Origin of the sequence: Sphingomicrobium aquimarinum (assembly GCF_039655735.1) — a bacterium.
Lineage (GTDB): Bacteria > Pseudomonadota > Alphaproteobacteria > Sphingomonadales > Sphingomonadaceae > Sphingomicrobium > Sphingomicrobium aquimarinum.
The window spans coordinates 352,892-366,306 of the sequence record NZ_JBBYXH010000001.1; the positions used below are offsets into that span (position 1 = coordinate 352,892).

Here is a 13,415-nt window from a genome sequence, read left to right on the forward strand (position 1 = left end):
GGGCTATGTTCTCGGCCTGCAAAGCGCGTCGGTCCGCGTTCAGATACGAACAGATTCTCGCGAACGAAATGTCTACGAAAGAACATCCGCCAGGATCGTCGACGCTCTCAAAGCTCTAGATTTCGAAGACAATACTCCGCTTCCCGACGCCCCGACGGACGATCATCCAGGCGCGGTCGCGCGGTGGTTCGGCGCGGCCGTCGACGCAATCCAAGCCCGTGCCGGACTGCCGTTTCTCGATGCGACACGTGGCGTCACGATGGGCGGCGGCGATTTCGTTCTCTTCGTTCCCGGTTTCGACTATTCCACCGAGCCGGTCAGCAACCTCTGTTCTCTACTTCTGCTCGATCTGACCGGCACCCTGTCCGATGACGCGCTTGCCACACAGCTCAAGGATGTCGTCGTAGCGCTGCGTGCAACGCAGCCGTCGACGAGCAACGGGCCGCGCCTTACCCGTGCCGCATTCGAGCTCGGCATCCCCTTTCGCCAACTCCCCGGCGACATGACGCTCTTCGGGATCGGTCGTAATGGCGCGCGTGTCGAAAGTACGTTCACCCAGTTTACGAAGCGAAACGGCGTGGCGATCGCCCGCCGGAAACCACTTACGTCGTTGATGCTGCGTCGTGCGCTGCTCCCAACGCCAGATTTCAAGCTGGCGAACGATGCCGAGGAAGCCGTGCGGATCGCCGATCGCTTTGGCTATCCCGTGGTGGTGAAGCCCGCCGATCGAGATGGGGGCGTTGCGGTCGAAGCGGGCCTCGCGAACGAGCACGACCTGCGGACCGCGTTCGATGCCGCCCACCAGATCTCGAAGTCGATCATGGTCGAACGCCACGTCGAAGGACGGGATTATCGCCTCACGGTGTTTCGCGGCAAGATGATCTGGGCGGTAGAGCGTCGTCCCGCCGGCGTGACCGGCGATGGGCAGAGCGACATCCGCTCGCTCGTCGAACGTCTCAACAACGAGCCGGGAAGGGGCGACGACACGTTCGCGCGACTCAAGAAGATCCGCCTCGGCACCGAGGCAATGAGCCTCATCGAGGAACAGGATCTGGAGCTAGGGTCCATTCCCGCCAAGGGTCACTTCGTGCGCCTCGCGCGAAAGTCCAACGTGACCACCGGTGGGATGCCCGTCGCGGTTACCGAAGAGGTGCACCCCGACAATGCGCGTCTGGCAGAGCGGGCGGCCACGCAGCTCGATCTCGACCTAGCGGGCGTCGATCTGATCATCCCAGACATCGCGGCGTCGTGGCGCGAGACGGGTGGCGCCATCTGCGAGGTCAATGCGATGCCTGAATTGGGCGGCACGACCTCGCTTCATCTCTACCCGAAAATTCTCGATGCGCTCGTTTCCAATCGAGGCCGCATTCCCAGCATCGCAATCATCGGAGATGGGGTCGCTTCCGAGCTCGCGCAGGAAACGGCCGCCATTCTCGATGGGCCGGGACGTCCTTGCGGCATTCACGATCGGGACGGCATTCGGGTGGGCCAAGAATCGGTCGCGCGCGGCGCGTTCAACACCAAGATGGCCGGGCGCTGCCTCGTCGACGACCGTCGGGTCGCATCGCTTCTTTGGTGCGCGATCGGTGGGGACGTCGTCGCAAGCGGGTTCCCAGTTCCGCGAAACTCCGCCCTCCTTCTGACGGGCGAGCGCCCCAAGGAGACGGACGGGAAGCCGATGACGATGGAGGTTCTGACAAACCTCCTGGCGCTCCTTCGTGGTCTCTTCGCGCAAACTTTTATCGTGGAAAAGGCCGGCGACCCGCAGGTACTGGCGTTGATCGATCGACTGTATCCCTCGGCCAAGCATGTCTCGCGTTCGCAATGGATCGAAGGCGTTCGCAACCTTGCCGAGCAGATCGATCCGGCGGCCTAGGACTTTTTCGAAAGCTCCCGCATCGCCGCATCGAGCCCGTCCAGCGTGAGCGGGAACATGCGGTCATCCATCAGCTGCTTGAGGATGCGGGTCGAATAACTATGGTTCCAATAGGCTTCGGGCGTTGGATTGAGCCAGGCGGCGCTCTGGTACTGGTCCGTCAGCCGCTGCATCCAGACCGCGCCGGCTTCCTCGTTATAATGTTCGATGGCGCCGCCCGGATGGGTGATTTCATAGGGGCTCATCGACGCATCGCCGACGATCACGAGCTTATGGTCCGCGCCGAACTTGTGAAGCACGTCATAGGTCGGGATCGCGCCGTCCCAACGTCGCCGGTTTTCCTTCCAGACGCCTTCGTAGATGCAATTGTGGAAGTAATAATGTTCGAGATGCTTGAACTCGCTTCGGGCTGCGGAGAACAGCTCTTCGACCTGCTTGACGTGTGCATCCATCGATCCGCCGATATCGAGGAATAGGAGCAGCTTCACCGCGTTGTGCCGCTCGGGCCGCATCTTGACGTCGAGCCAGCCCTGCCGCGCCGTGCCGGAAATGGTGCCGTCGATATCCAATTCCTCGGCCGCACCTTCGCGGGCGAAGCGTCGCAGTCGCTTCAGTGCAACCTGGATGTTGCGGGTACCGAGCGCCACATCGCCGTCCAGATCCTTGAACAGGCGCTTGTCCCAGATCTTCATCGCCCGCCCGTGCCGACCGGGGCCTCCGATGCGCACGCCTTCCGGATTATATCCGCCATGGCCGAAGGGGGAGGTGCCCCCGGTTCCGATCCACTTGTTGCCGCCTTGGTGCCTTCCTTCTTGCTCCTCGAGGCGCTGGCGAAGTGTGTCCATGATCTCGTCCCAGTCGCCCTGCGACTGGATTTCCGCCATTTCCTCGGGCGAGAAGTATCGCTCGGCGACCGCCCGAAGCCAATCCTCGGGCAGGTCGACGGCCATTTCCTCTCCGCCGAGCCCCTCGATGCCCTTGAACGTCTCGGCAAACACCCTATCGAACCGGTCGAGCATCTTCTCGTCCGGGACGAGGCACGCGCGCGCGAGAAAATAGAATTGCGTCGGGTCGGGCTCGATCACTTCCTTGTCGAGCGCTTCGAGGAGCATCAGATGCTCCTTCAGGCTCGCGCGGATACCCGCGGCCCGCAGGCGATCGAGAAAGGTGATGAACATCCTGTTTCCCCTAGTCGCTCGGTCGGCGGCAATCAAATTGCTTGGTTAACGAAATGATAGGGGATGCGCGGGTAAACGGGCCTCAAGACGTGCTCATAAAGGAACTCATTCCATGGCGACCCAAGGACTGGAACAGGTCACCGAAAACGCGATTCGTGCCGTGGCGCGCGACTGCGGTTCGCTCAGTCTCGAGTGCAGCGATGTTGCCGGCTATGTCGAGGCGGTGTCGACGCGGATCGGCGAGAGCCTCAAGACTCTCGATCAGCTCCAGGAAGTCACCGAACGGCTGACCATCGATCAGGCCCGCGTGTCGGACAGCACCGACGAAGCGCGCCTCCTTGCCGACCAGGCCAAGACCAAGCTCGCCAACGGGCGCGCGGCGATCGAGAACACGATCGAGGGCTTTCACGAGCTCACGCAGCTCGTCGTCCAGCTCGGCGAACGGATGGCGGGGTTCGCGACGGCGATGAACCAGGTCCAGAACGTTTCTGCGACAATCGAATCGATCGCGCGCAAGACCAACATGCTCGCGCTCAACGCCACGATCGAAGCCGCGCGAGCGGGCGATGCCGGCCGCAGTTTCGCCGTGGTCGCCGCCGAAGTGAAGAAGCTTGCGCACGACACCCGCAGCGCGACCGGCGAGATTGCCGTCACGCTCGGAGAACTCACGCGCGAGGCCAATGCGGTGACCAGCGAGATCAGCGACGGGGTCGAGCGCAGCCGTGCCGCCCAGTCAGGGATCGATACGATCGGCTCGACCGTACGCGAGGTGTCCGAGATCGTCGACATGGTGGGTAATCAGTCCGAAGGCATCGCCCAGTCGACCAGCCTCATCCAGACGAGCGTCGACCGCGTGAAGGCGGGCCTGACCGACTTCGCCGGAGGCGCCCGCGCCAGCGGTGACGAACTCAAACTGGCCGAAAAGCGCCTCAATCACTTGGAGGGCATGTCCAACAACATGCTCGACACGCTCGCCAACTCGGGCGCCGAAATCGACGATACCCCCTTCATCGCGCGTGGGCAGGACGTGATGCGCCAGATCCAGAACGTGATCGAAAATGCCATCGATCGGGGCGAGATCACGCTCGATGCGGTGCTCGACCGCGACTACAAGCTTCGCGAGGGTTCCAATCCGCCGCAATACGACAACCGCTTCGCCGATTTCGCCGACGCCTACATCCGGCCGATCATCGACGAATATAAGGCGGCCGACAATCGCACCATTGCTTGCGCGCTGACCGACGTGAACGGCTACCTTCCCACGCATCTCACCGAACGCTGCCAACCGCAGGGCGACGATCCGGTCTGGAACGACAAGCACAGCCGCAACCGCCGGATCCTGATGGACGATACGACGCGCGCGGCCGTGGCGAGCACCAAGCCCGCCAAGCTGGCGACCTACCAGATGAACCTCGGCAACGAGAGCTTCCCGGTGAAGAACGTCTTCGTGCCGCTCTTCATCAAGGGCGAGCGTTACGGCAATTTCGAACTCGCCTACCGCGACGACGCCATCGCCTGAGGCCTCACCATTCGCGGCGCTGCATCGCCAGTTGGAGGATGATCGCGCCTACGATTCCGCCGCCGATCCCGAGCCACAGCGCCGTATCGGCCGGAGCCCCTTCCGTCGCTAGCTGATTGAGCGGCATCAGCCAGGGAAAGTATTGGCCGTACTCGCTGCTGGCGGCGACGCCGGCCGTGATGATGCCACCGATGCCGATCGTGATCGGGAGGATGAAGCCGCGAAAGAACAGCGCCAGTCCGTATTGCACCACGAGCATGAAGAAGCTCGCCGCCCAGACGCGCAGCACGAGCGTCGCAAACTCGCCGACGGGCACGGGGTCGCCCGCCATCTTCGCGGGAAGCACGGCCTTGAAGAAGGCTGCCAACGCCAACAAGCCGCCGCCGAGCAGCACCGACCATCCCGCCAGAACCAGCGCACCCGCCGCCAGCTTGATGAGGAAGATCCGCCGGCGTGCGCCCGGCAGGCTAAGCAGCGGATCCCAGGCTCGCGGCTGATGCTCGATCTGCGCAAGGATGACGGTCAGCGCCATCGTCCCCAACGGCAGGACCAGCGTCCCCCAGATCGCGAGTCCACCGGCGACGAACATCGCGGAATTGCTCCCCTCGGTCAGCACCACGAGCGAGGCCAGCAGCAACACGAAGCTCGGCACCGCGATGGTCATCCAGAAGACGCGGCTGCCCTTCAGCTTGAGCAGTTCCGACCGGATCAATCCCGGCGTGCGGACGTGGACGGCCTCAACCATGATCGCCTCCCTGGTGTGCGGCAATGCGGTCATGATAGAATTCCTCTAGACTGAAACGCTTCTGCGCGAGGTGATCGACCGCGATACCCTTCTCGACGAGGATGCGGTTGAGCTCCGAAACAGGCAGCCCGTCGCGGGGAACCACATGCCAGCGATGGTCGCCGACGGGGCTGATGTGACTGGCCAGCGACGAGAGCGCCTCGTCGACGTTCCCCACCGCACCCAGTTCGACGAGGTCGGTGTCGACCGCGATGCCGTCGAGCGGTCCCTGATGGATAAGATGTCCCTTCGACAGCAGCCCCACGTGGCTGGCCACCTTCTCGATCTCGTCGAGCAGGTGCGAACAGATGATGAGCGTGCGGCCCTCGGCGATATCGCGCATGAGCGTGCGCATTTCGCGAATGCCTTCGGGATCGAGGCCGTTGAGAGGCTCGTCGAAGATGATGAGGGGAGGGTCGCCGACGAGCGCGCGGGCGATGCCCAGGCGCTGGCGCATACCGGTAGAAAAGGCCCGCACCTTCTTGCCCTGGGCGTGCCCCAGGCCCACGCGCTCGAGCAGCGCATCGGGATCGCTCTCGATCCCCAGCGCCATCGCCGTCACCCGCAGATTATCGCGCGCGGAAAGATGCTCGTAAAAGGCGCCGCCAGGGCTGTCGGCCATCGCGCCGATGAGCGGACGGTGGCGATGGTCCAGCGGCTTGCCGAACAGTTTCACGACGCCCGATGTCGCGGTGCGCAACCCAAGGATGATGCGGATAGCGGTCGATTTTCCCGCGCCGTTGGAGCCGAGGAAGCCGTAGATCGCCCCCTCGGGTATCGCCAGGTCGATGCCGTCGACGGCCACGGCCTTGCCGAAGCGCTTTGTCAGCGCCTGTGTTTCGATTGCCAGATCCATCATGTCCCCCTTTGTGGCCCCAACGATTAGGCGCGGCGCATCTTCGGGCGCAGCCTGGCTTCGATGAATGGGCAAGTCCGACCGACTAACGGCCCTCGCGTCGGGCGAGAAAGGCAAGCTTCTCGAACAGCATCACGTCCTGCTCGTTCTTGAGGAGAGCACCGTGCAATGGTGGAATGGCCTTCGTCGGATCTGCGTTCGCGAGGACTTCCATCGGCATATCCTCGTAAAGAACGAGCTTCAGCCAGTCGAGCAGCTCGCTCGTCGAAGGCTTCTTCTTCAGCCCCTGCGTCTCGCGCACCTGGTAGAAGAGGTCGAGTGCCTTACGGACCAGCATCTTCTGGATGCCGGGAAAATGGACGTCGATGATCGCTTCCATCGTCTCGCGATCCGGGAAAGCGATATAATGGAAGAAGCAGCGCCGCAGGAAGGCGTCGGGAAGGTCCTTCTCGTTGTTCGACGTGATCACGACGACGGGGCGTACCGCCGCCTTCACCGTTTCGCCCGTCTCGTAGACATGGAACTCCATGCGATCGAGTTCCTGCAACAGATCGTTGGGAAATTCGATGTCGGCCTTGTCGATCTCGTCGATCAGCAACACGGGCAGGCGAGGGGAGGTAAACGCCTCCCACAGCTTGCCGCGTTTGATGTAGTTCGAGATGTCGTGGACGCGCTCCTCGCCGAGCTGTCCGTCACGCAATCGCGCCACCGCATCATATTCATACAGGCCCTGCACCGCGCGGGTCGTCGACTTGACGTGCCACTCGATCAGCGGCGCATCGATCGCCTTCGCGATCTCGTGCGCCAGGACGGTCTTGCCGGTGCCCGGTTCGCCCTTGACGAGTAGCGGGCGACGCAGCGCCACGGCAGCATTGACGGCGACCTTGAGGTCGTCGGTAGCGACGTAGGTTTCGGTTGTATCGAATTTCATGGCCTCGCTCTATGCGGCGGGGCCGAAGCGTTCAAGTCAGGCGGTGCCGTCGAGTTTCGCGCGCGCTTCGGATCGCGCTTCCAAGAGGTCGAACAGGCCACGATGCTGCGCGAGGAGCTGGTCCGCGCCAAACCCGAAAGCGCGTTGCGCACCGGGGCCGTCGCATGCCGCTACCACCCCCTCCATCAGATCGGTATCGGGGAGCTTGCGCAGCGGCAGGTCGACGCTCAACCGCGCAGCGACCATGTCGAGTAATGCCCGAAAAGGGGTCCAGTCGCGAACCAGTGCGACCGCGGCGCCCAAGGCGCATCCGTTGCGTTCCGACCTGGCGAGCGTCTCGACGGCATGGCGCTGAGACTGGATCGCCGTTTCGGTCTGCGCCGCTCCGGGGGTAGAAGGTACGGGGCCGACCTGGCTCACCAGCGATACGAGCGCGAGGCGCTCGGCTTCGAACCCGTCCGCGGCGCGCAGCATCCATTCCCGCTGCGGTCCGGGCGTGACGCGCGACAGGGCTGCCTCGACGAGGGTAGGGTGCTTGCCGTGAAGCGCACACAGGAGATGCACGAAATCAGCGAAATCGCGCGTCATGTCCATCGCGTCGCAGCCAAGCAACGCCTCGACATGTGCATGACCTTTCGAGCCCTCCGCATCGATCCGCGGCAGCGGGTCGAACAAAGGGGCGTCGAAATTCGCAGCCAGAGCCACCATCCTCATCCTTCCAGTCTCGTCACTTCTTTCTTGGTGGGACCGACAGGCATACAGGCAGGCCGTAAAGACGTGGTTACCATATGGCCTTTGTCTGACATTTCTTGCGATGAAAACTGCCCCAAAACGGCACGAGGCCGCCACTCGGTGATGAGCGACGGCCTCATGATCGTGTGACGGCGAAGTTGGTTTATGCAGCGTTGCGCAGTGGCTCGCTCTCGATCGCCGGAACCACCTCAGCAGACCCATCGACCTGCGCCAATTTGAGATCGGCACCGGAGCGCCGATCCTTGATCGGGAACAAGGCCCGCGACGCGAATACCACGACGCCCAGCGCAAGATAGATCGCCACCATCTCTACCGGAAACCAGAAAAGCGGCAGAATGAGAGCGACGCGCAGGAAGGTCGGGTTGAAGCCGAAGTCCTCACCCAGCCCCTTGCACACTCCGAGGAGGGTGTCGTTGCGAAGCAGGAGATTCTTGTCACTCATCACGTGTTTCCTTCATCGATCGTGGCGGAAAATCCCGCCTTCGACCCAGACTTTGCAGCGACCATGCCAACTGCGGGAAATCCCGGAAAACCGTTTCGTCCGGCCCCGTCGGGCAATAGCCATCAGGGAAATTTCCCCAACCGGCGGTCCTGTGCACCGCATATGATTGTGCAATGCAACAAATCAATGAACCGGTCACGAAAAGGTGCCGCCCGCTTCGACGAACGGGCGGCAGGAACCGATCAGTTGCGGTTTGCGACCCAAATGGGCCTATTGATCGAGGAAGCTACGCATTTTCCGGCTGCGGCTGGGATGCTTGAGCTTACGGAGCGCCTTGGCCTCGATCTGGCGGATGCGCTCACGCGTAACGCTGAACTGCTGGCCCACTTCCTCAAGCGTGTGATCGGTGTTCATTCCGATCCCGAACCGCATGCGCAGAACGCGCTCCTCGCGCGGCGTGAGGCTGGCGAGGACGCGCGTCACCGTTTCCTTGAGATTGGCCTGGATTGCGGCATCGACGGGGATGACCGCATTCTTGTCCTCGATGAAGTCGCCGAGGTGCGAGTCTTCCTCGTCCCCGATCGGCGTCTCGAGGCTGATCGGCTCCTTGGCGATCTTCATCACCTTGCGAACCTTTTCGAGCGGCATCGACAAGCGCTCGGCCAATTCTTCCGGCGTCGGCTCGCGACCCGTTTCGTGCAGGAACTGGCGGCTCGTGCGGACGAGTTTGTTAATTGTCTCGATCATGTGCACCGGGATGCGGATCGTCCGCGCCTGGTCGGCAATCGAACGCGTGATGGCCTGACGGATCCACCACGTCGCATAGGTCGAGAATTTGTAGCCGCGGCGATACTCGAACTTGTCGACCGCCTTCATGAGCCCGATGTTCCCTTCCTGGATGAGGTCGAGAAACTGCAGCCCGCGGTTGGTATATTTCTTGGCGATCGAGATGACGAGACGCAGGTTCGCCTCGACCATTTCCTTCTTGGCGATGCGGGCCTCGCGCTCGCCCTTCTGCACCTGGTTGACGATGCGGCGAAACTCGGGGAGCGCCATGCCGGTCGCCTGCGCGATCTCGGCGATCTCATCGCGAATCCGCTCGACGGTGTCGCGCTCCGAACTGGCGAAATTCGCCCACTTCTTGTCAATCTTGCCGACCCGGTCGAGCCACGCATCGTCGAGCTCGTTGCCGTCATATTCGTCGAGGAAGGACTTGCGCGGCACGCGATGGCGCTCGGCGAGGCGAAGCATCTGCCCGCCCAGCGTCATCAAACGCCGGTTGTACCCGTACATCTGGTCGACGAGCATCTCGATCTTCGCGTTGTGGAATTGCATCGATTCCACTTGCGCGGTCAGCTCGCCCGAGAGCTTCTGATACTTGTTTTCCTTGGCCTTGGGAAATTCCTCACCCGCTTCGAAGGCCGTGAGGCGCTCCTGCTGGAGCTTGGAGAATTTCTTGTAGAGCGAGGTGATCTCCGCGAACTTCTCGATCGCGGTGGGCTTCAGTGCCTCTTCCATCTGCGCGAGGCTGAGCGTGTTGTCTTCCTCTTCTTCCTCGCGGCGCTTCTTCGCGCGGGCGGCGGCGTCATCCTCGTCGCCGTCCTCTTCCTCGTGATCGGGCTCTTCCTCGTCCTCGACCACGGTCGGACCGGCGGTATCCTCGCTGATTTCGCCGTCGTCGTCCTCGTCCTCGCTCTTCTCGAGCTGTTCTTGCGTCGGCCCCTTGGAGATCATCGCTTCGAGATCGAGGATCTCGCGCAGCTGCATCGTCTCTTCATTGAGATTGTTGGACCATTCGATGATCGCATCGAAGGTCATCGGGCTCTCGCAAAGCCCCCAGATCATGAAGTCGCGGCCGGCCTCGATCCGCTTGGCGATCGCGATTTCGCCTTCGCGGCTGAGCAGTTCCACCGCGCCCATCTCGCGCAGATACATGCGCACCGGATCGTCGGTGCGGTCGGCACGTTCCTTGGTGTTGGTAGCGGCCTTGACGGTCTTGGGATCGTCCTTCTTGCCCGCCGCCTTCTCGTCGATCGGCTCGACTTCGTCCTCGTCGTCCTCGTCCGCCTCGACGATATTGACGCCCATCTCGCTGATCGCCGACATGATGTCCTCGATCTGGTCGGGGCTCATCTGGTCGCTGGGCAGCGCTTCGTTAACCTCGTCGTACGTGAGGATGCCGCGCTTCTTGCCGCGCGCGATGAGTTTCTTGATCTTGGCATCGTTGAGGTCGATCAGCGGCTGGTCGCCATCGTCCTTCGTGTCGGTATCGGTTTTGGCCATGAAATCCGTTTTCAATCCACTTGCGCGAGGGCCTGTAGCCTTTCGCGGTTATCGTCTCTCATTCGGTGAAGCCTCTGCTGCTCCGCATAGGCCTCTTCGGTAAATTCCCGTTCCAAACGCTTCGTCGCCGCTTCCAGTGCCGAATCGATCTCCGCCTTCGCGAGAATCGTCTCGAGGGTGTCGGAAAGGTCACGCATCGCGATCGTCGCATCGCCTGCGGTCCCCGAGAAACTGAACCCCATCACCGGTCGCGCAGATCGCTCCACGCCTGCGTCCGCCAATATGGGAAGAAGCACCTCTTTATCAAGCGACTCGGCAGCAAAGGCCGCATCGAGCAGCTTTTCGCGCAACGCTGCGAGACGTGGATCCTCGATCGGCAACGCCGCCAGCCCCTCGCTTTCCTCCAGCAGTCGCTCGGGAAACTGGGCAAATCCCGTCAGGAGCGCCTCGATCACGCGATTCTCCACACCCTGCCGCGCCACCGCCCGCGCGACATCGCCGACCGGCGGGGCAGGGGGCACCCAGCGCCCCTTCTTCTGGCTCCAGCCACGCGATGAGGTCGACCGATCGCGCCCGACCAGGGCATCGAAGCGCGCCATCCAATCCTCGCGATACAGTTGCGAGAGCGATGGATTCGCAATCGATCGCGCATGCTCGAGCATCCGTTGTTTCAAACCCGCGCGCTGTTCGGGCGTATCGAGCGAGCCGGCGCTCGCCTCATACCGCCACAGCCGGGCCGCCAGCGGCTCGGGCTCCGCGACGAGCTTTTCGAACGCCGCCGCACCGCCTTCGCGCACCACGTCGTCGGGATCCTGCCCTTCGGGCAACTCGACGAAGGAGAGACTTTGCTCGGGTCCCAGGAACGGAAGTGCCCGCGTTGCCGCGCGGATCGCCGCGCGCTGCCCCGCAGCGTCGCCGTCGAAGCACAGGATGGGCGAGGGCGTCAGGCGCCATAACAGGGGAAGCTGATCTTCGGTCAGCGCGGTACCCAGCGGCGCCACCGCCTCGTCGATGCCCCCCTTCGCCAGACCGATGACGTCCATATAGCCTTCGACCACGATCACCCGCTCGGCCTTTCGCGCCGCTGTCTGGGCAATGTCGAGATTGTAAAGCTGGCGACCCTTGTCGAAGAGCGGGGTCTCGGGACTGTTGAGATACTTCGGCTCTCCGTCACCCAGAATGCGCCCCCCGAACGCGATCACCCGCCCGCGCGGATCGCGAATGGGGATCATGAGCCGCCCGCGGAAGCGGTCGTAGGGCTCGCGATTGCCGTCCTCGGGATCGATCAGCATCCCGGCTTCGACCAGCTTGGGCACCCCGAACCGGTCGAGCGCGCGCTTCAGTTTGCTGCGATCGTCGGGCGCGAACCCCAGCTTGAACCGCCGGATCAGATCCGCACCGATGCCGCGCTTCTCGAGATACGCACGCGCGCCGCCGCCATCGATGCCGTTCAGTTGCTCGGCAAACCAATCCGCCGCCGCCTCGGTGACATCGACGAGTTCCGCCCGGCGCTCGGCCCGTTCCTTCGAGCGCGGATCGGGCGCGGGAACGTCCATCCCCGCCTTGCCCGCCAGTTCCTTGACGGCGTCCATGAATGCCATCCCGCGCCCATCGACGAGAAACGAGATCGCATCCCCGTGCGCCCCGCATCCGAAGCAGTGATAGAAGCCCTTCTGATCGTTGACGTAGAAGCTCGGGGTCTTCTCGTCATGAAACGGGCAGCAGGCCTTGAACTCCTTCCCCGCGCGGATCAGTTTCACATCGGACCCGACCACCGCCGAGACACGTGTGCGCGCGCGCAATTCGTCTAGGAAGGAAGGGGGGAGAGACACGGTCGCAATCTATCCGCTCGTCCCGGGCGAAGTCGAGGGGCGCTCGCTCGGAGGCTTTGCGAAGTAGGAAAGGAGGTCGAACCGGCCTGCCATCAAAGCTTTCTTCTTCGCCCTCGACCAACCCTTGATGGTTTGTTCTGCTGACAGCGCTTCCTCGCGTGACGAGAAGGTCTCGCTCCAGAGAAGCTGCACCGGGAGCCGCCGACGAGTCCAGTCGCTTCCTTCGCCAGCCTCGTGCTGGGCCATGCGGTATTCAAGCCGGTCCGTGTGGCCGGTGTAGTACGAGCCATCGGCACACTCGAGAATGTAAACGAAAAAAGCCACAGCATACCCCGTTCGTCTCGAGCGAAGTCGAGAGGCGATTGCGCACCCGCATCTCGACTACACGCTTCGCGCTCCGCTCGATTCGAACGGATTTTGTGAAGTCACCCCATCAGCTGCTTCTTCGCCGCCGCACTTGCCTTGGCGGGTTCGATCGCGGCGCCGTGGCGGGCGCGGACCTCGGCCATCACGCCGCCCATGTCCTTCATGCCCGTCGCACCCTTGTCGGCGATGATCGCCGCCACCGCCGCCTCGATCTCGTCATCGCTCATCTGCGCGGGGAGGAATCCCTCGATGACCGCAATTTCGGCCTCTTCCGCCGCTGCACGATCCTCGGCGCCGCCCTTGCGGAACATCTCCGCACTCTCGCGGCGCTGCTTGACCATCTTCTGGAGCACGGCGGTCACATGCGCATCGTCGTCGGCGATCTCGCCGCCGGTGCGCGCCTCGATGTCCTTGTTCTTCACCTCGGACTGGATCAGCCGGATCGTCGCGACCCGGTCCTTTTCGCCCGCCTTCATGCCGGCCACCATTTGGCTCTTCAGATCGTCGCGAATCACGGCGCCCACTCCATCATGCTAGGGAAAAAAGAAATCACTCTAGCCGCGATCGGGCGAAAGGTCAGCCGTTGACGGGGACC

12 protein-coding genes are annotated in these 13,415 nt (G+C 62.9%); 2 read left to right on the forward strand and 10 right to left on the reverse strand.

Features of this window, described 5'->3' with window-relative positions; genetic code table 11:
- The first annotated feature begins 259 nt into the window (after window positions 1-259).
- Window positions 260-1,876 (forward strand): ATP-binding protein, encoded by a 1,617-nt coding sequence (locus tag WJS89_RS01850; protein WP_346339230.1) that lies wholly within the window; start codon window positions 260-262, stop codon window positions 1,874-1,876.
- On the opposite strand, the gene WJS89_RS01855 is transcribed toward WJS89_RS01850, so the two are convergent.
- On the reverse strand, window positions 1,873-3,054 hold the full coding sequence (locus WJS89_RS01855; protein ID WP_346339231.1) for a vWA domain-containing protein: 1,182 nt from the start codon (window positions 3,052-3,054) through the stop codon (window positions 1,873-1,875). The two genes, WJS89_RS01850 and WJS89_RS01855, sit on opposite strands and share 4 nt — an antisense overlap.
- Window positions 3,055-3,166: 112 nt before the next feature.
- Between WJS89_RS01855 and WJS89_RS01860 the strand changes: the two genes are divergently transcribed.
- Window positions 3,167-4,573 (forward strand): methyl-accepting chemotaxis protein, encoded by a 1,407-nt coding sequence (locus WJS89_RS01860; protein WP_346339232.1) that lies wholly within the window; start codon window positions 3,167-3,169, stop codon window positions 4,571-4,573.
- 4 nt (window positions 4,574-4,577) lie between these two features.
- On the opposite strand, the gene WJS89_RS01865 is transcribed toward WJS89_RS01860, so the two are convergent.
- The 9 genes from WJS89_RS01865 to WJS89_RS01905 form a co-directional block, all read right to left on the reverse strand.
- On the reverse strand, window positions 4,578-5,318 hold the full coding sequence (locus WJS89_RS01865) for an ABC transporter permease (protein WP_346339233.1): 741 nt from the start codon (window positions 5,316-5,318) through the stop codon (window positions 4,578-4,580).
- On the reverse strand, window positions 5,311-6,216 hold the full coding sequence (locus WJS89_RS01870) for an ABC transporter ATP-binding protein (protein WP_346339234.1): 906 nt from the start codon (window positions 6,214-6,216) through the stop codon (window positions 5,311-5,313). Before WJS89_RS01870 ends, WJS89_RS01865 begins: the two co-directional genes overlap by 8 nt.
- Window positions 6,217-6,298: 82 nt before the next feature.
- Window positions 6,299-7,144, reverse strand: a complete 846-nt coding sequence (locus WJS89_RS01875) for an AAA family ATPase (RefSeq protein ID WP_346339235.1) — start codon at window positions 7,142-7,144, stop codon at window positions 6,299-6,301.
- A gap of 36 nt (window positions 7,145-7,180) precedes the next feature.
- Entirely contained in the window at window positions 7,181-7,852 is a 672-nt protein-coding gene (locus tag WJS89_RS01880; protein ID WP_346339236.1) for a DUF6975 family protein, read from the reverse strand.
- Window positions 7,853-8,039: 187 nt separating this feature from the next.
- Window positions 8,040-8,339 (reverse strand): PspC domain-containing protein, encoded by a 300-nt coding sequence (locus tag WJS89_RS01885; protein ID WP_346339237.1) that lies wholly within the window; start codon window positions 8,337-8,339, stop codon window positions 8,040-8,042.
- 270 nt (window positions 8,340-8,609) lie between these two features.
- Window positions 8,610-10,622, reverse strand: coding sequence for an RNA polymerase sigma factor RpoD (rpoD, locus tag WJS89_RS01890; protein ID WP_346339238.1), 2,013 nt, complete (start codon window positions 10,620-10,622; stop codon window positions 8,610-8,612).
- An 11-nt stretch (window positions 10,623-10,633) separates the two neighbouring features.
- On the reverse strand, window positions 10,634-12,454 hold the full coding sequence (gene dnaG / locus WJS89_RS01895) for a DNA primase (protein WP_346339239.1): 1,821 nt from the start codon (window positions 12,452-12,454) through the stop codon (window positions 10,634-10,636).
- A 9-nt stretch (window positions 12,455-12,463) separates the two neighbouring features.
- Window positions 12,464-12,778, reverse strand: coding sequence for a GIY-YIG nuclease family protein (locus tag WJS89_RS01900; RefSeq protein WP_346339240.1), 315 nt, complete (start codon window positions 12,776-12,778; stop codon window positions 12,464-12,466).
- Window positions 12,779-12,879: 101 nt separating this feature from the next.
- Window positions 12,880-13,335 (reverse strand): GatB/YqeY domain-containing protein, encoded by a 456-nt coding sequence (locus WJS89_RS01905; RefSeq protein ID WP_346339241.1) that lies wholly within the window; start codon window positions 13,333-13,335, stop codon window positions 12,880-12,882.
- Between the last annotated feature and the right edge of the window lie 80 nt (window positions 13,336-13,415).

What these genes read in the sequence shown, in the direction of transcription:
- WJS89_RS01850 (WP_346339230.1), top strand. Translation starts at nt 260, where the DNA reads ATGGGCGGCGGCGATTTCGTTCTCTTCGTTCCCGGTTTCGACTATTCC.
- WJS89_RS01855 (WP_346339231.1), bottom strand. Translation starts at nt 3,054, where the DNA reads ATGTTCATCACCTTTCTCGATCGCCTGCGGGCCGCGGGTATCCGCGCG.
- WJS89_RS01860 (WP_346339232.1), top strand. Translation starts at nt 3,167, where the DNA reads ATGGCGACCCAAGGACTGGAACAGGTCACCGAAAACGCGATTCGTGCC.
- WJS89_RS01865 (WP_346339233.1), bottom strand. Translation starts at nt 5,318, where the DNA reads ATGGTTGAGGCCGTCCACGTCCGCACGCCGGGATTGATCCGGTCGGAA.
- WJS89_RS01870 (WP_346339234.1), bottom strand. Translation starts at nt 6,216, where the DNA reads ATGATGGATCTGGCAATCGAAACACAGGCGCTGACAAAGCGCTTCGGC.
- WJS89_RS01875 (WP_346339235.1), bottom strand. Translation starts at nt 7,144, where the DNA reads ATGAAATTCGATACAACCGAAACCTACGTCGCTACCGACGACCTCAAG.
- WJS89_RS01880 (WP_346339236.1), bottom strand. Translation starts at nt 7,852, where the DNA reads ATGGTGGCTCTGGCTGCGAATTTCGACGCCCCTTTGTTCGACCCGCTG.
- WJS89_RS01885 (WP_346339237.1), bottom strand. Translation starts at nt 8,339, where the DNA reads ATGAGTGACAAGAATCTCCTGCTTCGCAACGACACCCTCCTCGGAGTG.
- rpoD (WP_346339238.1), bottom strand. Translation starts at nt 10,622, where the DNA reads ATGGCCAAAACCGATACCGACACGAAGGACGATGGCGACCAGCCGCTG.